This is a genomic window from Peribacillus sp. TH16 (genome assembly GCF_016651095.1).
Lineage (GTDB): Bacteria > Bacillota > Bacilli > Bacillales > DSM-1321 > Peribacillus > Peribacillus butanolivorans.
The window spans coordinates 2,147,902-2,164,658 of record NZ_JAEKEM010000002.1; the positions used below are offsets into that span (position 1 = coordinate 2,147,902).

Here is a 16,757-nt window from a genome sequence, read left to right on the forward strand (position 1 = left end):
TAGCAGAACCTGACGTTTTATGGTTCGAACCTTTTTTTCCTTTTTGCTTTTTGTTGCTTTTACCCATGAAAGAATTCCTCCCTACTACTAAGTCGTCATTTCTTGATTAGCATTAGCTGCAGGACTTATAGCTATTACGGGAACTTTAGGAAGCTCATTCACATTTTGGCTGTTCTTTATTACTTATGAGGGCATTAATTTCCCCGCCTAAAATTATGATTAGCCCTGATAAGTAAAACCAGACCATTAACACGATTATCCCACCAAGGCTCCCATAAGTTGCAGAATAATTTGCGAAGTACGCTACATAAAAAGAAAATAAAAAGGAAACGAGACTCCAGCCAGCCGTGGCAAAAATAGCACCCGGAATCACTGTCAGGCATTTCAACTTTTTGTTGGGCGCAATCAAATAGAGGATCGTAAACACGATAAATAATACAATTGTGCTAATCACCCAGCGCATATGATTCCAAATCGACAAAAACTCGTCAGATAGCCCAAATTCGGCAAATAAAAATATACCTATCTGCTTTCCGAATACAGGAAGCAACAAAGCGACAATAAAAACAAAAATCATCGCTAATGTGAGAATAATCGACATTCCCCGGGAAATAAAGTAAGTTCGACTTTCTTTTACACCATATGCGTGATTAAAGGCTTTAATAATTGCATTCATTCCATTAGATGCTGACCATATTGTTCCGATGACACCAAACGACAATAAGGTACTATTCCCTTCCATAACTTCTGCTAGATTTCCCTCAATGATTGCCATAGAACCATCTGGTGCATATGAACGGACTATACGTAAAATATCTTCCTGTGAAAATGGCAGGTAGGCCAATAAAGTAAATAGGAAAATAAGTAACGGAAACAGGGAAAGTAAAAAGAAATAGGACAGCTGGGCGGCAAGTCCCGACACATCATCCACTTGTAACCGTTTTATGAAAGTTTTGAAGAATGACCATTTCAACCATTCTTTTTTATCGGCCATACCTCCACCTCATTATCTAATTTAAGGGAATACGCTCTTCTAAATCATGGTTTGAAGACGATTCTTGCTGTCCTTCCGCAGAGAAGACCTCTTTCGTCTCCATCACAACATGCGCAACTTGCGATGGAATATCTTTCATCTCCTCTACTCTTTGGGAAATGAAGGATACATCATCGGAAATTTTTTCAACTGTGGCACGAACTTTTGAAGATGTTTCACGTACTTGAGTTAGGATTCCATTGGGGTTTTTCACTAGTTCTTTCATATTATTTATGCAACTTTTGCTGTTTGCCAATACGGAACTTCGCGTGTTTTTATCAAAAAGACTAACAGCAGCCCCAGCTAGAGCCCCTATAAAAACCGCTTGCATAAATTTACTTTTCTTTGCACACTTATATTCTTCACGAATGTTGCTCATATATTCTCCTCCTCGTCATATATTAGTTGATGGGTAATGGTGGTTATCTCCATTATACAGTGTTTAAAAAAGTTTTTTCCTATCTTTTCCCAAACATGCTCACATTAAAACGCGAGACAATCAAGTAAATCGGAGATAATGCGTCGTTTTCCTACTGAATATTCATTGACTTATAGGGGTAATCATGCAAAGATGAAAATAATTTAGAAACGTGTGAAAGGATGAGGGAAATGGATTTAACACAAAATACAGCCGAAAGTGTCGAGTTTATGGTAGAAGCAATCAAGGATAAACTAAAAGTAATGAACTTCGGAGCAATCAAATCCACCCATTTCGATATCGAAATGTATGAAGAACTTCATGATATTTATAAAATGGTGATGAAAAAAACAAACTTTAGTGTCCGTGAAATGGAAGCAATCGCTGAAGAACTTGGAAGACTCCGTAATAAATAACATCCAAATCCTCCCATAATGGTGAGGGTTTTTTATTTATTAAAGAATTCTGCTAAATTTGTTATAGTGAATATTATTGGACAATCAGACAGGAGTTGTAGGTATGGTAGAAAGAAGAACGCCCATTAGTCTCGCAGATGCAGTAGAAAAAGTGATGAAACATAAATTAGAAGGACAGGTGGAAATAGTTGCTCTTGAGGAAAGTCATTATCGTTTTTTAGCTCAAGATATTATAGCCACAAATGATGTTCCACATTTCAACCGTTCACCGTATGATGGTTTTGCCCTCAGGTCTGAAGATACGGCTGAAGGTTCCCTTAATAATCCGCTCGAATTCGAAGTGATAGAAGAGTTGGCTGCAGGGATGGTTTCTACTCTTCCTGTGCAACAAAGCCAGGTAGCAAGAATCATGACTGGAGCCCAGATGCCAGATGAATGTGATGCAGTTATTATGCTCGAGCTCACCAAGGAATTTGAAAAGGACGGGAAGAAATACATATCCTTTAAACGCTCTCTTAACGCAGGCGAAAATGTGTCTTTCAAAGGAGAGGATGCAAAAAAAGGTGATATTCTTGTCAAAAAAGGCACAATGATTAATCCAGGCATCATCGGCTTGCTTGCTACATTCGGTTACGCTGAAGTTCCAGTTGCCAAAAAGCCTGTCGTCGGCTTATTTGCTACAGGGTCAGAACTTCTAGATGTCAGTGAACCATTGCAACCGGGAAAAATTCGCAACAGCAACTCTCATGCCATCTCCGCCCAAATTCAGAGAGCAGGAGGAGAAGTTCGTTTTTATGGAAAACTTAAGGATGAATTTGACTTAAGCTATGAGGCGATTTCCTCAGCCTTGGAGGAAGTCGACCTTCTCATTACAACGGGGGGCGTCTCCGTCGGTGATTTCGACCTTCTCCCTGACATTTACCAGAAAACAGGAGCTGATGTTTTATTCAATAAAGTAGCCATGCGCCCTGGCAGTGTAACAACAGTTGCTGTATTTAATAATAAATTTCTATTCGGCTTATCTGGTAATCCATCTGCCAGTTATGTCGGCTTTGAGTTATTTGCAAGACCGATTATTCGAACCATGCTGTTTTCTGAGCAGCCTCATTTACGAAAAGAAAAAGCGCAATTGGCTGAGGATTTCTTAAAGCCCAATCCCTTCTCACGGCTTTTGCGAACTCGTTTATTTTTCGAATCTGGCCAACTGAAGGTTATCCCTAGTGGTGTAGATAAATCCAATATAACAACAAGCCTTGCAGGAGCAAATTCACTAACCGTATTACCTGGAGGCACTCGTGGATTCAAAACTGGCGATATCGTGGACGTCCTTCTTCTTGATGACCAAGAAGGATGCGTATGGCCTTGGTGAAACCATTTATATTTCAAGTGGTCGGCTACCAAAATAGAGGAAAAACGACTTTCATTACGAATATAATTGAGAAGCTTCGCGCAGTAAACTTGGAAACAGCCGTATTAAAGCATCATGGGCATGGCGGAAAACCCGATCATACAAGTATAAAGGATTCGACCAAACACTTTCAGGCTGGGGCAGCTGCATCACTTGTTGAAGGAGACGGGACGATTGAATTACTTGGCAACTTTAGAAATGGAACCTCTATAGCAGAGCTGATTCAATTGCTGGCTCTTTTTCATCCCGACGTGATTTTGATCGAAGGATACAAACAGGAAGACTTTCCTAAGGTAATTCTAATCAAAGAGGAAAATGACCTTCTATTACTAAAACAGCTTAATAATATCAAAGCAATTATTGCTTGGCCTGACTGTTTGGAGCAATCAATGAGCAATGCTTCAGTACCCGTCTTCCCTTTAAATTCGGATCATTTCATTTCATGGTTTTTAGAACAGATATGAAGGAGTTTTTTTATGTTTATTCAATTTCCCTTAGAAAAGCGACGCGCGATGATTGAACGCATTCAAGAGTATGTCTACCAGGAGAATGGTGAAAAAATTGGCGAAATTGCTGCTGAAAACCACTTACAATTCATTCTCGACAACATCGCTCCCTTTATATATAACGAGGGCATTAAAGATGCTAAAACAGTAATTGAGGACCGAATTGGGAACATCGAAGAAGATTTATATTCATTGGAACGACCAATTAAATGAAATGAAAAAAACAGCATCAATTTTCGATGCTGTTTTTTTCGCTTTTTAGGAGATAAGATAACCAAATCATTATTGTTCCGTTAAAATAAGTGGACCGTTCTTTGTGATGGCAATCGTATGCTCATATTGAGCCGAGTATTTCCCGTCTGCAGTAGAGGCGGTCCAACCATTCGCATCCCTGCTGGCTTTATATGTACCTACGTTCACCATCGGTTCAATTGTGAATACCATGCCCTCTTTTAGACGCGGCCCTTTATTTGGCAATCCATAATGCGGAACTTGAGGCTCTTCATGAATAACATTTCCAATCCCGTGGCCGATAAAATCACGGACGACAGAGAAGCCTTCCGCTTCTACATATGATTGAATAGCATGACCAATGTCGCCAATACGATTGCCTTCTACAGATACTTCAATCGCCTTATATAAAGATTCCTTTGTCACATGCAGTAAGTGTTCCGTTTCCTTTGAAACCTTACCGACCGGGTACGTCCAGGCAGAGTCTGAAAGCGCGCCGTTATAATTAACAACCATATCAATTGTTACGATATCGCCATTTTTCAAAGGTGTCTTTCGAGGAAAACCATGACAGATTTCTTCATTGATGCTTGCGCATGTCGCATATTCATACCCTTTGTAACCCTTTTGTTCTGGCTTCGCCCCATGTTTCTTTAAAAACCCTTCAACAAATTCTTCAATTTCCCATGTTGTCACACCGGGTACAATTAATTTTGCAATTTCCCTATGACAAGCTGCCAAAATTTTACCTGAGTCATGCATCGCTTGAATCTCACGTGCAGATTTTAATACGATCAATCGTTACACTTCCTTTTTTTTCGTCTCTCCTTTTATTTTACTGCAAAGATGGAAGTATATGAATCCTTAAAACCATATTAAAGAAAAAATCCCGACGGCGTCGGGATTTCAGTTTGTAGACAAAAGGGGGCCAGAATGTTTTAATTCTGGACCCCTTTTGAAATTCCCTTTGAATTTTGATCAAGATTAAGAGATTGGGCCTCTACGAGCCCACTTTATTAAGCCATTATTGGACCTTGCCATGTCCAATTGGCAATCTTCTTTAAATTCATGGCAGCGAATGTAAGCATCGCCTGCATCGACAATTTTTTAAGTCCCCTTAAAGTAGTCCAACGCATACCATGCTTTTCTTTTGCATCTGCGAATACACGCTCTATTGTTTCTTTGCGTTTCGCATATATAGGTTTTACATCCTTGTGGTGACGCAGATGATCTGCTTCTTCCATATAATTTTTCCAGATATGGCGTGTCACCACTTTTTGATGGTCTTTGCTTACTGTACACTGTGATAAAAATGAGCATGTCGCACAAGTGTGTTTGGGTGATTTGTACTCGCGATAGCCCTCTTTATTTGTTGTTGAGTACTTTAAAATCTCGCCCGATGGGCAGAGATAACAATTAAGATGTTCATCGTAAACATAGTCATGCTTGCGAAAGAACCCTTCTTTTGTTCGTGGACGTGTATAGGGTAAAGCTGGTGTGATTTCTTTCCCAAAAAGGTAGCTTGTAATGGCTGGTGTTTTGTAAGCTGCATCTGCGGCAACAGCTTCAGGTTTTCCAACTTTCTCAATCACTTGTTCAACAAGAGGCTCTAAGATATGACTATCATGCGTATTTCCTGGTGTTACAATCGTCCCCAGCACAAAACCGTTGCGGTCTGCAGCCGCATGAAATGACTAGGCAAACTGTTTTGTTCGTTCATCTTTTACATAGTAGCCACTCTCAGGGTCAGTTGAACTTTCTTTAATTTCTTTGGTTTCTTCTTTATCAAATTTATCCGGTGGAAAAGGCTTCTTTCCATTGTTTTCACGATCTTGATTTATTTCTTCTTGAAGGCGTCCTTGATATGCTCGTGTTTCCTTACGAACGATTTTCTTTTCGAATTTCCGCTTATTCGCACTGGCTTTCACATGTGTTGAATCAACGAATACGTGCTCTGCACTAATTAACTTTCTTTCTGAGGCTGTCATTAAGATACGATAAAAAATCTGTTCAAACAGGTCTGTATCTTTAAAGCGACGCTCATAATTTTTCCCGAACGTTGAGAAGTGAGGTACTTTATCATGGAAACCGTAACCTAAAAACCAACGGTAAGCCATATTCGTTTCAACTTCTTCAATCGTTTTACGCATCGAACGAATACCGAAGGTATATTGAATGAATGTCAATTTAACTAAAATAACTGGATCAATACTTGGGCGGCCTATCTCTGAATACATCTCTTTCACCAAGTCATAAATGAAAGTGAAGTCAATGGCCCCCTCAATTTTACGAACCAAATGGTTCGCTGGCACCAGTTGATCCAAAGTAATCATTTCAAGTTGATCTCGCTGAATAGAATTATGTTTCGAAAGCATCGTCATCACCTCAAGTTTTAATACTCCTATATTAAAACAAAAAAGACTGTAGGAAAAAGTGTTTATTTCTAATTGTTAAAACAAAGTTGATTGGAACGGAAGGTGCGAGACTCCTGCGGGAAAAGCGTGTCCAAAGGAGACCCCCACAGGCGCAAAGGCGCCGAGGAGGCTCCCTGACCGCCCGCGGAAAGCGAGTGCCTGGAGTGGAAATCAACGTTCGAATTTTTACAACCCCTCAAAAAAACTGTAGACAAACTCGATTTTCATCGAGTTTGTCTACAGTCTGAAATCCCGACGGCGTCGGGATTTTTTTATTTCAATAATCTAAGTGACTCTCGATTAAAGGCTGGGATATCTTCTGGTGTCCTGCTGGTGACAAGTTGATCGCCGCAAACAACGACTTCTTTGTCTAAATATGTAGCACCTGCATACTCCATATCTACCTTAATAGATTTATACCCTGTTGCATGACGTCCTTCAAGTGTTTTGGCAGTAATCAGCAACTGTGGTCCATGACAGATTGCAAATACAGGTTTTTTTTCATCCATGAACGATTTTGCGAACGTTACGAAGCGTGCATCTGCACGTAGCTGGTCTGGGGAAAAACCTCCAGGAATGAACAAAGCATCAAACTCCTCTGGTTTTACTGAATCGATGCTTTCATCTATTGTGACTTCGACTTCACCTTGTTTGCCTTTAACAGTTTTCCCTTGTTCCATTTCAATCGTAGTTACCGTATGGCCGGCTTCCTCAAATGCTTTTGCCGGTTCACTGTACTCCGAGTCTTCAAACATATTCGTTACTACACATGCGATTTTTTTACTCATAAAAAATTCATCTCCTCCATTTTTAGATCGAATGAACTTACTCCATTTATGTTCCCTCATGTAGAATAAATAAACACTTGAACTACCCACCACTTATCGACCTTACGGTCCGATTGAAGTGGGGGATTCCTAAGAACATTAGCCTATCGGCCAATTTTTAATTAGGCTACTCCCGTAGTTCCTACGGTTAGAAGCCTTAAGGCTTCATTCATTAGATTGAGTCCTGCGTTAATATCTCGATCGTGGCGAGTAGAACAAAAAGGACAATCCCATTCACGAAGATTCAGATGTTTAACGTCTTTATTTTGGTTACCGCAGCTAGAACACAATTGGCTAGAAGCAAACGTTTTAGATACGGTCACGATTTGTTTACCATACCGTTTTGCTTTGTATTCCAACATTTTTTTGAATTGGTACCAAGATACTTCACTAATAGCTTTAGCTAGTTTTTGATTTTTCATCATATTCGACACTTGCAAGTCTTCCATTCCAATAACATCGTGGTTTTTGATGATTTCGGTAGAAACTTTATGTAAGTAATCCATTCGGGCATTTGAAATTTTTTCGTGTAGGATAGCCACTTTTCGTTTTTGTTTTTGATAGTTTTTGGCTTCAGCCAATGGTTTATTTTGATTCAAGGCTATTTCTTGTCGCCTTGAAAGAATCCGTTGTGCTTGGGACAATTTCTTTTCGACCGTCCGGAAGAATTTTGGGTTTTGATAGACCGTACCATCTGAAAGAATAGCAAAGTTCTTCAAACCAACATCTACACCGCACGAACGATTCGTTTTAGGAAGTACTTGTACATGGGTTTCGGCTAAAACGGAAATGAAATATTTACCCGAAGGGTTCCGCCTAATTGTGGCATTGATGATTCGCCCTTCGACTTCGCGGCTTTTAGCAAAACGAACTAGACCGAGTTTTGGCAATTTGATTTTGTTTCCAAAAATTCCAATATTCCCATTCGTATGTTTAGTCGTATAGGACTGGATAGGATTCTTTTTCGATTTGAAGCGTGGTGACTTGTTTTGCTTTTTATAATATCGACTATAGGAATCTGCTAAATTTTCCACCGATTTCTGTAAGGCAATACTGTCTACTTCTTTCAGGAAAGAGTACTCTTTCTTTAAAGCTGGAAGTTCTTTGATTGTTTCGTATTTATTCAGAAAAGAACCTTTCCGTTCATTAGAGGGTAATTGGCCGTTCTGCTTCATTTCTTCACAAATATACCAGTAGGCATCTTTCTCCTTTTGTTTGCCTAAAAAGAAGTTATAGACAAAACGGGAGCAGCCGATCGTTTTATTGATTAGAACTAGTTGTTCTTTAGTTGGATAGATTCGAAATTTATAAGCTTTGTTTACGACCATTGGTTTCACCCCCTTATAGTTATTATTAACCATCGAACGTACGTTTGCAAAAAGATTACTTTGGCTTATGCCAACCGCCATTCATCTCCCCCTTACCGTTGTGCTCTCGCCCTTCACACGCTTTAAGAGGGAGTCTTCTGGTGGGAAATGATAAAAAATAATAATGTCCTCCATATATATACCAATAACTCTCGTATAAGGTTATTAAATTTATAGATGATTTTTGATCCAAGACTCTGAGCTCCTGTCATGTTCTATTCTGATTATGTTTGGGGAATTTACCTACCACATGTATGGCACTAATAAGTCTTTTGTTAATCCACTTTCGGTTTTCATCTGTATTCAAGTTTTCAAATATCCGCTTCCGCCCTTCTTCCGTTGTTACATAATAATTGGGCAGGGCATTCAAAGATAATGTGATAATGTCATTCTTACATTTGTTGCACGAGCAAAACGTTTGATATTCCATTCCAGCCATTAAAATCTGCACCCAAGTCACAACAATCTCTTCCATAACATTTGTATATTCTCTTTCCATACATACTCCTTTAAAAAAGAAAAACCCGTCCATACCAGACAGGTTTTCACTCATTTATTGCCGTCCGCGGAACAATCAGTATTTCAACACGCCGGTTTTTCGCTCTTCCATTTTTTGTTTTATTAGAAGCAACTGGCTTAAATTCCCCATGACCTTTTGCGCTGAACATTTCGGGATCCAAGTCTTTATTTCCGAGGAGAAGTTTCATGAAATTAACCGCACGCATAACGCTTAAATCCCAGTTCGAATCATACCTGTAAGTCTGAATCGGTATATTATCGGTATGTCCGCTTATTATAATGTTTCTGGGTAAGTCCATAACTAGAAGATTTGAAATTTCCTTAGCCATTTTTCGATCTTCACTTCTAACCTCTGCCACGCCTGATTCGAACAGCACATTATCCCTAATTGATATCAGCATGCCTTCATCCGTGAGGTTCGTACCCAATTTATCTGTTAAACCGTTCTTTTTAATATATGCATTTACACGTTCCTGAACCTCTGTAAGCTGTTTCTTTTCGCTTTTACCTAACCTCTTAAGTTCTTCTGCCCCTGTACTTTGTTCCGGTGATGTTGGTTTATTGCTGGGAGAATCGCTGGGGAAATCCATAAATCCCGTCCCGCTCGTAAACACTTGATTAAACACATTAGATAATTGTTGGAATCGAACTCCATCAACCGAACTCGAAGCGAAAAGGACGATAAAAAGTGCAAGAAGCAAAGTTAAGATATCGGCATAAGGTACTAACCATGACTCATCAATATGCTCTTCATGCCGCTGTTTTTTTTTCCGCCTAGCCATCTTCTCTCACATCGCCTTCTAACCACTTTTTACGATCTTCAGCAGGCAAATAGGATGTTAGTTTTTGTTCTATCGTTCTTGGCGCTTCCCCTTCGATGATCGATAAAATTCCTTCTATCATCATTTCTTTTATCCGGACTTCTTGTTGCGATTTCCGCTTAAGCTTATTCGCAAATGGATGCCATAACACATACCCTGTGTAAATTCCCATCAAGGTTGCTACGAACGCTGCAGAAATGGCATGTCCTAATGCCTCGGTATCAGCCATGTTACCTAATGCAGCGATCAGCCCGATTACCGCACCCAATACTCCAAGTGTCGGTGCATATGTGCCAGCCTGACTAAAAATTGCAGCCCCGCTTAGATGACGTTCTTCCATTGCGTCTATTTCTTCTGCTAAAATATCACGAATATAATCAGCACTCTGACCCTCGACCGCAAGATTCAACCCATTTTTCAAAAAGGTATTGTCGACTTGATCCGAAATAATTTCTAAAGCCAATAAGCCTTCTTTTCTGGCAATGACCGCCCATTCAGAAAAGGTTTTAATTAGTTCTTCAGGCTTTGTTAATTGTTGTTCTAAGAATAAAACTTTTAATATTTTTGGCAATCTTTTTAATTCTGAAAAAGGGAAAGCCGTTACAACAGAAGCTATTGTCCCTACAATAATGATCAAGATAGCTGCCGGGTTAATCAGCGCTGTAATGCTTACGCCTTTCAATACCATTCCCACTAAAATAGCCACAATCCCTAGAACTACTCCCAAAACCGATGTTATATCCATAATACTCACCCATTCATTAAAAGTCTTATCTGCCCTTTATATCGGATGAAGTTTGAAAAAAATGAGTATTATTTTACTATTCCATTGGATAGAATTTAAAATTTCATTCTATTATCACAAAATCTACCTGCTTTACTCCTTATTAAGGACAGATTCCATAGCATATTTCAGTTCAGACAAAGTTTCCGTCAAAAGGGAATTTCAAGCCGCCCTGTTTTTATATATTAATTTTTTCCATAAAAACCTTGTTTAAAAAGGAATTTTACGATATCTTCTCTATTGTTCCAATGTGCCCTCCGCTCTATCTCATTCACCCTTTTCTTATTAATCTATTAAAATGAAAAATATTTAGACAAAAAAAGACGAAGCATGTCAGCCTCGTTCTTTTTTCTGGTACCATATATTTCTACCATCCAGCCATTTGATGATGGGTGAGAGTAAAAATAAAATGAATAAAATTCTGAATAAGTGGAAACTAGTGACCACAGATAAATCCACATGAACAGACATAGCTGTTACTGCCATTTCTGCCACACCGCCTGGTGCCATACTTAAAAACAATTCGTTAGCCGGTATAGATAGGATGGGAGCAAACTGAATCGAAAGATAATAACAAAATCCAATTAACAGGACATTACTAACGAATACTGCTCCGAACATCTTTCTGAAAAGTCGAGGATTGTCGACCTTCAATGTATACCCTAAATGCGTGCCAATCAGCAATTGTGAAAAGTTCAACCAAAAATCAGGAATTTGCGGTGCCCCAGGTCCTGCCAAATTAAATAGGGCTGCCGCCATGAGAGGCCCAAGTAAAAATGGCAGCGGGAAGTTTACCCTTTTAGTGATGAAAATGAATAATAGAAAGGTTACAATCATCAGAATGGCTAATTTCCAATCATAATCAAACATGAAAAAGGGCCGATCCGAAACACTTACTACCGCAACCGAATCAACTGTCATAACGTGAGTCACAAGCCAGGGAACAATGGATATAACAAGGATGACTCGAAGCGTCTGCATGAAGCCAACAATTGTTTCATCACTATCCTTCATTTCCTCACTTAGGACCACCATCTGAGACAGACCACCAGGAAAACTGCCAAGCATGGACGTACTCAAAGATAAATTCATTCGCTTTCCAACAAACCAACCAGTTAATACCGTAAATAAAATGATAGCAACCGTCGTAAAAAGCATGATGGGCAAATATTCAATCATTTCATTTAACGATTGTTTCGTGAATGAACTTCCTAGTTGTAAACCAAGAATAACCAATCCAGTGCTTCTAAAGGGTTTAGACCATAACATGTACTTTCCTAATTTGATTTTAGCAATCATCACCACAAATAATGGTCCGAGCATCCACGGTAAATATATTCCAAGACGATTGAACACGAACCCACCTATGAAAGCTAGAAAAGCGGTGAAAATAACTCTAAAAATCTTACTCTCAACTAAATATGTTTTCATATTATTACCCTTCTTTATCTACCATAATTTCATCTTTCATCTTAACATAAAATAACCTGTTTCAAGTCTACTACCCTCTCTTGTTTTCGCCTGGGGCAATGTTAGCACCATTGGCCATTCCCATGACAGGATGGATTGGCTACAATTGGACATTTGGCATTCTTAGTGCGCTGGCAATCGCAAGCGCTGTTTTATATTTCATCATGTTTTCCCTTTATGAAAAAGAACAGTGCAGCAATTCCACTATTTACTAGATTTCCCACCCCCACAAACTCTCAGTTCAAGGTAGAATGTTTATATAGGGGTCAAACTCTTATGGAGGGGTGACTAAATGTTATCAAATACAGAAATAGGCATTGACTTAGGAACTGCAAATACGCTAGTTTACAGTAAAAATAAAGGAATCGTATTTAATGAGCCATCTGTTGTGGCCATTGATATAGAGACTAATAAAGTATTAGCAGTCGGTGTGGATGCAAAAAACATGATTGGAAAAACACCTGGAAATATTGTTGCGATCCGGCCACTAAAGGACGGGGTCATTGCGGATTTTGATGTTACCGCACAAATGCTACGGGAAATCATGAAAAAAGCAAGCAAGGCTTTAGGCTTATCAATTCGAAAGCCAAGTGTAGTAGTCTGTACACCATCAGGCTCAACATCTGTGGAAAGAAGAGCCATTCAGGACGCAGTCAAAAGCTGTGGAGCCAAGCAGGTCCACCTTATTGAGGAACCAGTAGCAGCAGCAATCGGAGCAGGTCTGCCTGTAGAAGAACCAGTTGCTAATGTCATCGTTGATATCGGCGGTGGTACAACTGAGGTGGCAATTATTTCTTACGGCGGCGTAGTTTCTTGTAATTCCATCAGAATTGGCGGAGATCAATTGGATGAAGATATCTCCCAATTCGTAAGAAAAAAACATAATGTGTTAATCGGGGAACGGACAGCTGAACAAATAAAAATGGAAATCGGCTACGCCCTCGTTGAACATTCCGTTGTGACCATGGAAGTCAGAGGTCGCGACCTTGTAACTGGTCTTCCAAAACCGATTACGATATCATCCACTGACGTCCAGGAAGCAATCCAGGAATCGCTTCTTCATATTTTAGAAGCAATCAGAGCCACTTTGGAAGACTGTCCTCCTGAATTAAGTGGTGATATTGTTGATCAAGGTGTCATCTTATCTGGTGGAGGTGCACTCCTTAATGGAATACAAGATTGGCTAACTAATGAAATTGTAGTACCAGTCAAACTTGCTGATAACCCGCTTGAATCAGTTGCCATAGGAACTGGCCTTTCACTTGAGGTCATTCATAAATTACAAAAAGCAGTCTATTAAAAAAAGAAATTTAGAGAGGGAATTCCAACTTAGGAATTCCCTCTTTTTTTATGTTTTATGCTGCCAAACTACGTTTTTTTGAAATGCCCTACATCCCCTCCATTTAGTAAGATATAACACACTAAACTGATATATTTTTTCTTGTTTAGGTAGAGAATAAGTAAAAGAAGGTTTATTTTTGGACACCACTTTGTTATTTCCATATGAGTTGCTTTTTTTGGGGGAATCTTTCTTATAGGACTTAATACATGTAATGTAACATAATTTGTGATATAATATAATTATGTTACATTGGTAAGAGGAGAAGATCTATGGAATATGTGGAAGCCTTTAAGGATATCAATCAAATCAGCAAAATAAAAACGTACTTACGAGCTCACTCCAGTCGGGATTATTTATTATTTGTACTCGGAATCAATACGGGTATGAAGATAAATGAAATGCTGGAAATCACTGTTTCCAACGTTCTCGATGAAACAGGAAAAATCAAAGAGTTTTTTGAGCAACGAATGGAGAATGAAGAAATCACTCAAATTTATTTGAACTTGAAAGTTCGTACCGCCTTACAAGAATACCTAAAAGGCTCGAAGGTTATCGAAGGTCAATTTTTATTTCTATCCCCTAAAACAAAAAAGCCGATTACGCGCCAACAAGCTCACCGAATCATTCATGATGCTGTGGAAGGTGCAGGTCTGACAGGTAAATTCGGAGCGAGTTCGATGCGCAAAACATTTGGCTATCATGCCTATAAACAAGGAGTGTCTCTTTCTTTGATACAAAAGCATTACCATCATTCAAGTCCATCAGAGACACTAAAATACATCGGCATTTCTAAGGAGAAGAAATTCAAAACGATTATTGACGTTAATTTATAAACATATTTCTATCTTCTAAAACTCTAACCAACTATCTTAAGGAGGAATTCCAGTGAAAATTAGAGAAAGCGAACTTCCTGGTATTGGCCAAAAATTTGAAATCATAACGAGAAATGATGAAAAGTTAGTGATTGTCATTCACGATGATGGCCGTCGGGAATTGTACCATTTTGATAATGAACATGAAGAAGTTATATCGAGCATCACCCTTAACGATCAGGAATCGCGACAAATGGCTTCCATCATAGGCGGTATGGTTTACAAACCACAAGCGCTTGAAACGATTGAGATGTCATTAGGCGACTTGGTTATTGAATGGTTCAAGGTGGAACCAGGTTCAAGAGCAATCAATCAAACAATAGGCTCGATTGATATTCGGAGCAATTACAACGTAACCGTTATTGCCCATTCGAAAAAAGGAAAAAAACAACTAAACAATCCTGGTCCAGACTCTATCATCGAAACAGGCGATACGCTAGTAATATCTGGTGAAAGAAAAGATATCCGTAACCTGACAAGAGAACTTTTGACCGACGAAAGGAGTGACTAAGCACATATGGACCATTTAGTCTTTGAAGTAGGAACTGCCCTGCTTCTAGTAGCATTAGCTGCTCTCGTTGCAGGTAAATTTAAAATATCAAATGTTCCATTATTAATTATCATCGGCATGCTCGTTGGCCCCCATGCTCCAAACTTCGGATTGATTGATCTGCGCTTCATCGAAAGTGATGAAATCATAGCGTTCCTCGGAAGAATCGGGATATTGTTCCTTTTATTTTACTTAGGTCTTGAGTTTTCCGTTAAAAAGCTAATGAAGTCAGGGAAAAATATAGTAACAGGCGGAACGTATTACATTTTAATCAACGCTGGAATGGCCTTACTATACGGTTTCCTACTAGGACTACCTTTAAGAGAAGTTCTAATATTAACAGGGATTATCAGCTTTTCATCAAGTGCCATTGTAGCAAAGGTCCTTGTCGATCTTAAAAGAACAGGTAATAACGAAACAGAGCTTATTCTTGGTATCATCATGTTTGAAGATATCTTCCTTGCTGTTTATTTATCAGTCGTATCTGGATTGGTATTAAGCGATTCTGGTTCCATTTGGGGAACGCTACTTTCTACCTTCATCGCCATCGGATATATGCTGATATTTTTCGTAATAGCTCGGAAAGCCTCTGGTTTACTCAACAAATTATTTAATATATCCTCTGATGAGATATTTATTATTGTTGTGTTTGCCTTGCTATTCTTTGTCGCAGGTTTCTCAGAAACAATTCACGTTGCAGAGGCCATCGGTGCATTACTGCTTGGTCTAGTCTTTTCTGAAACGGAACACAGCGACAGGATAGAAAAACTTGTCATTCCCTTTAGAGACTTCTTTGGCGCCATATTCTTCTTCAGCTTTGGCTTGAGCATTGATCCAACTACCCTTGGTGGAGCTGTCTGGATGGTCCTTGGAGCCGTTATCATCACTATAATCGGTAACTTTGTCGCTGGTATGATAGCCGGACGAAAATCTGGTTTATCTCACAAAGCCTCAGCCAATATCGGTTTAACTATTGTTTCACGTGGTGAATTCTCCATTATTCTCGCCAATCTAGGTATTGCAGGTGGTTTAATGCCAATACTAACCCCGTTTGCGGCACTATATGTTTTGACCTTAGCGATTCTTGGACCGATCCTTACAAAAGAATCCAAACATATCTATAATATCCTCAATAAAATCTTCAAATGGACGCCGCCAAAGGTCCAAAAGGAACAACAAAAAGAAGAAGTGTAATAGAGGAAGGTCGGACAAAATGTTCGGCCTTTCTTTACACTTCTTCTTTAAAGCTCTGCAAATGTTAACCGCCGAAACTTTTTCCTTATTTTCCCGTATAATAGTAAAAAGACGGGGGGGAAACATTTTATGAGCCATTCTTGGAAAAGAACAATTAGTTATTTATCCTACTTAATTCTATTATTAAGTGTATTATTATATGGTTTAAAGTACCAACATCATCTAGAATTAATTAGTCGCGAAACATATGAGATTAAGGGATATTTTTTGTTTCAATCTTTCTTTCCAATTTTCATCGGGGGCATATTCGCGATACCTAGTATCGTGAAAAACTTTTTAACAAAAGGTCACTGGAAAATGAATTGGCTAAGGTTACTCATCCTTGGATTACCGTTCATTTACATGTCCATTATTCCAATTTTGTATTTCACTGAAATAATTGAATTCGAATTACCTTTCTCCACATTGGTTTGGGGAGGATACTTCGGAGCAGATGGATCAACCACATTTAATTCAATTACAGGAATAATTGCGGGTTATATTGTTCTTACAAGTATAAGAAAACCAACAGATATACAATGAAAG

The 16,757-nt window shown here is 39.0% G+C and carries 19 protein-coding genes and 1 pseudogene; 10 read left to right on the forward strand and 10 right to left on the reverse strand.

Annotation, left to right across the window (positions count from 1 at the left end; all coding sequences use genetic code 11):
* Window positions 1-154 precede the first annotated feature (154 nt).
* Together JFV29_RS10340 and JFV29_RS10345 are read right to left on the reverse strand one after the other, a co-directional pair.
* The gene (locus JFV29_RS10340) at window positions 155-994 is read right to left on the reverse strand and encodes a YihY/virulence factor BrkB family protein (protein ID WP_201183018.1); all 840 of its coding nucleotides are present in this window, start codon (window positions 992-994) and stop codon (window positions 155-157) included.
* A gap of 16 nt (window positions 995-1,010) precedes the next feature.
* Window positions 1,011-1,412 (reverse strand): YtxH domain-containing protein, encoded by a 402-nt coding sequence (locus tag JFV29_RS10345; protein ID WP_201183020.1) that lies wholly within the window; start codon window positions 1,410-1,412, stop codon window positions 1,011-1,013.
* A 230-nt stretch (window positions 1,413-1,642) separates the two neighbouring features.
* On the opposite strand from JFV29_RS10345, the gene JFV29_RS10350 reads away from it, so the two are divergent.
* The 4 genes from JFV29_RS10350 to JFV29_RS10365 all read left to right on the forward strand — a co-directional run bounded on the left by JFV29_RS10350 (window position 1,643) and on the right by JFV29_RS10365 (window position 3,994).
* Entirely contained in the window at window positions 1,643-1,867 is a 225-nt protein-coding gene (locus JFV29_RS10350; protein WP_053344366.1) for a DUF1128 domain-containing protein, read from the forward strand.
* Between the two features lie 103 nt (window positions 1,868-1,970).
* Entirely contained in the window at window positions 1,971-3,236 is a 1,266-nt protein-coding gene (locus JFV29_RS10355; protein WP_201183022.1) for a molybdopterin molybdotransferase MoeA, read from the forward strand.
* Window positions 3,224-3,739 (forward strand): molybdopterin-guanine dinucleotide biosynthesis protein B, encoded by a 516-nt coding sequence (gene mobB, locus JFV29_RS10360; protein WP_201183024.1) that lies wholly within the window; start codon window positions 3,224-3,226, stop codon window positions 3,737-3,739. Before JFV29_RS10355 ends, mobB begins: the two co-directional genes overlap by 13 nt.
* 12 nt (window positions 3,740-3,751) lie before the next feature.
* Window positions 3,752-3,994, forward strand: coding sequence for a DUF2164 domain-containing protein (locus JFV29_RS10365; protein ID WP_201183026.1), 243 nt, complete (start codon window positions 3,752-3,754; stop codon window positions 3,992-3,994).
* Between the two features lie 69 nt (window positions 3,995-4,063).
* On the opposite strand, the gene map is transcribed toward JFV29_RS10365, so the two are convergent.
* From map to JFV29_RS10405, 8 genes and pseudogenes are all read right to left on the reverse strand, one after another.
* The gene (map, locus tag JFV29_RS10370; RefSeq protein ID WP_201183028.1) at window positions 4,064-4,810 is read right to left on the reverse strand and encodes a type I methionyl aminopeptidase; all 747 of its coding nucleotides are present in this window, start codon (window positions 4,808-4,810) and stop codon (window positions 4,064-4,066) included.
* Window positions 4,811-5,028: 218 nt separating this feature from the next.
* Window positions 5,029-6,387 (reverse strand): annotated as a pseudogene (locus JFV29_RS10375) (IS1182 family transposase).
* Between the two features lie 311 nt (window positions 6,388-6,698).
* Window positions 6,699-7,214 (reverse strand): type 1 glutamine amidotransferase domain-containing protein, encoded by a 516-nt coding sequence (locus JFV29_RS10380; RefSeq protein WP_201183030.1) that lies wholly within the window; start codon window positions 7,212-7,214, stop codon window positions 6,699-6,701.
* A gap of 161 nt (window positions 7,215-7,375) precedes the next feature.
* Window positions 7,376-8,581, reverse strand: coding sequence for an IS200/IS605 family element RNA-guided endonuclease TnpB (gene tnpB, locus JFV29_RS10385; protein WP_201183031.1), 1,206 nt, complete (start codon window positions 8,579-8,581; stop codon window positions 7,376-7,378).
* A gap of 247 nt (window positions 8,582-8,828) precedes the next feature.
* Window positions 8,829-9,173 (reverse strand): late competence development ComFB family protein, encoded by a 345-nt coding sequence (locus JFV29_RS10390; protein ID WP_242486811.1) that lies wholly within the window; start codon window positions 9,171-9,173, stop codon window positions 8,829-8,831.
* Entirely contained in the window at window positions 9,166-9,921 is a 756-nt protein-coding gene (gene motB, locus JFV29_RS10395) for a flagellar motor protein MotB (RefSeq protein ID WP_201183033.1), read from the reverse strand. Before motB ends, JFV29_RS10390 begins: the two co-directional genes overlap by 8 nt.
* Window positions 9,914-10,705, reverse strand: coding sequence for a flagellar motor stator protein MotA (gene motA / locus JFV29_RS10400; protein WP_057218176.1), 792 nt, complete (start codon window positions 10,703-10,705; stop codon window positions 9,914-9,916). The genes motB and motA overlap by 8 nt, the downstream gene beginning before the upstream one ends.
* Before the next feature lie 372 nt (window positions 10,706-11,077).
* Window positions 11,078-12,175 carry an AbrB family transcriptional regulator gene (locus JFV29_RS10405; protein WP_201183036.1) on the reverse strand — a complete coding sequence of 366 codons (1,098 nt, stop codon included), beginning with the start codon at window positions 12,173-12,175 and terminating at the stop codon, window positions 11,078-11,080.
* Between the two features lie 122 nt (window positions 12,176-12,297).
* On the opposite strand from JFV29_RS10405, the gene JFV29_RS30985 reads away from it, so the two are divergent.
* The 6 genes from JFV29_RS30985 (at window position 12,298) to JFV29_RS10430 (ending at window position 16,754) form a co-directional block, all read left to right on the forward strand.
* Window positions 12,298-12,429, forward strand: a complete 132-nt coding sequence (locus tag JFV29_RS30985) for a hypothetical protein (protein ID WP_274606920.1) — start codon at window positions 12,298-12,300, stop codon at window positions 12,427-12,429.
* 77 nt (window positions 12,430-12,506) lie between these two features.
* Window positions 12,507-13,514, forward strand: a complete 1,008-nt coding sequence (mreBH, locus tag JFV29_RS10410; protein WP_098176932.1) for a rod-share determining protein MreBH — start codon at window positions 12,507-12,509, stop codon at window positions 13,512-13,514.
* Between the two features lie 311 nt (window positions 13,515-13,825).
* Window positions 13,826-14,389, forward strand: coding sequence for a tyrosine-type recombinase/integrase (locus JFV29_RS10415; RefSeq protein WP_201183038.1), 564 nt, complete (start codon window positions 13,826-13,828; stop codon window positions 14,387-14,389).
* Between the two features lie 52 nt (window positions 14,390-14,441).
* Complete coding sequence (locus JFV29_RS10420) at window positions 14,442-14,939, forward strand: cation:proton antiporter regulatory subunit (protein WP_053344355.1); 498 nt, start codon at window positions 14,442-14,444, stop codon at window positions 14,937-14,939.
* A 6-nt stretch (window positions 14,940-14,945) separates the two neighbouring features.
* Window positions 14,946-16,172 (forward strand): cation:proton antiporter, encoded by a 1,227-nt coding sequence (locus JFV29_RS10425; protein ID WP_056522512.1) that lies wholly within the window; start codon window positions 14,946-14,948, stop codon window positions 16,170-16,172.
* A gap of 129 nt (window positions 16,173-16,301) precedes the next feature.
* Complete coding sequence (locus JFV29_RS10430) at window positions 16,302-16,754, forward strand: hypothetical protein (RefSeq protein WP_201183040.1); 453 nt, start codon at window positions 16,302-16,304, stop codon at window positions 16,752-16,754.
* Window positions 16,755-16,757: the final 3 nt, after the last annotated feature.

Bases quoted from the DNA above. Each gene is read 5' to 3' on its own strand.
- JFV29_RS10340 (WP_201183018.1), bottom strand. From the start codon at position 994: ATGGCCGATAAAAAAGAATGGTTGAAATGGTCATTCTTCAAAACTTTC.
- JFV29_RS10345 (WP_201183020.1), bottom strand. From the start codon at position 1,412: ATGAGCAACATTCGTGAAGAATATAAGTGTGCAAAGAAAAGTAAATTT.
- JFV29_RS10350 (WP_053344366.1), top strand. From the start codon at position 1,643: ATGGATTTAACACAAAATACAGCCGAAAGTGTCGAGTTTATGGTAGAA.
- JFV29_RS10355 (WP_201183022.1), top strand. From the start codon at position 1,971: ATGGTAGAAAGAAGAACGCCCATTAGTCTCGCAGATGCAGTAGAAAAA.
- mobB (WP_201183024.1), top strand. From the start codon at position 3,224: ATGGCCTTGGTGAAACCATTTATATTTCAAGTGGTCGGCTACCAAAAT.
- JFV29_RS10365 (WP_201183026.1), top strand. From the start codon at position 3,752: ATGTTTATTCAATTTCCCTTAGAAAAGCGACGCGCGATGATTGAACGC.
- JFV29_RS10380 (WP_201183030.1), bottom strand. From the start codon at position 7,214: ATGAGTAAAAAAATCGCATGTGTAGTAACGAATATGTTTGAAGACTCG.
- tnpB (WP_201183031.1), bottom strand. From the start codon at position 8,581: ATGGTCGTAAACAAAGCTTATAAATTTCGAATCTATCCAACTAAAGAA.
- JFV29_RS10390 (WP_242486811.1), bottom strand. From the start codon at position 9,173: ATGAGTGAAAACCTGTCTGGTATGGACGGGTTTTTCTTTTTTAAAGGA.
- motB (WP_201183033.1), bottom strand. From the start codon at position 9,921: ATGGCTAGGCGGAAAAAAAAACAGCGGCATGAAGAGCATATTGATGAG.
- motA (WP_057218176.1), bottom strand. From the start codon at position 10,705: ATGGATATAACATCGGTTTTGGGAGTAGTTCTAGGGATTGTGGCTATT.
- JFV29_RS10405 (WP_201183036.1), bottom strand. From the start codon at position 12,175: ATGAAAACATATTTAGTTGAGAGTAAGATTTTTAGAGTTATTTTCACC.
- JFV29_RS30985 (WP_274606920.1), top strand. From the start codon at position 12,298: ATGACAGGATGGATTGGCTACAATTGGACATTTGGCATTCTTAGTGCG.
- mreBH (WP_098176932.1), top strand. From the start codon at position 12,507: ATGTTATCAAATACAGAAATAGGCATTGACTTAGGAACTGCAAATACG.
- JFV29_RS10415 (WP_201183038.1), top strand. From the start codon at position 13,826: ATGGAATATGTGGAAGCCTTTAAGGATATCAATCAAATCAGCAAAATA.
- JFV29_RS10425 (WP_056522512.1), top strand. From the start codon at position 14,946: ATGGACCATTTAGTCTTTGAAGTAGGAACTGCCCTGCTTCTAGTAGCA.
- JFV29_RS10430 (WP_201183040.1), top strand. From the start codon at position 16,302: ATGAGCCATTCTTGGAAAAGAACAATTAGTTATTTATCCTACTTAATT.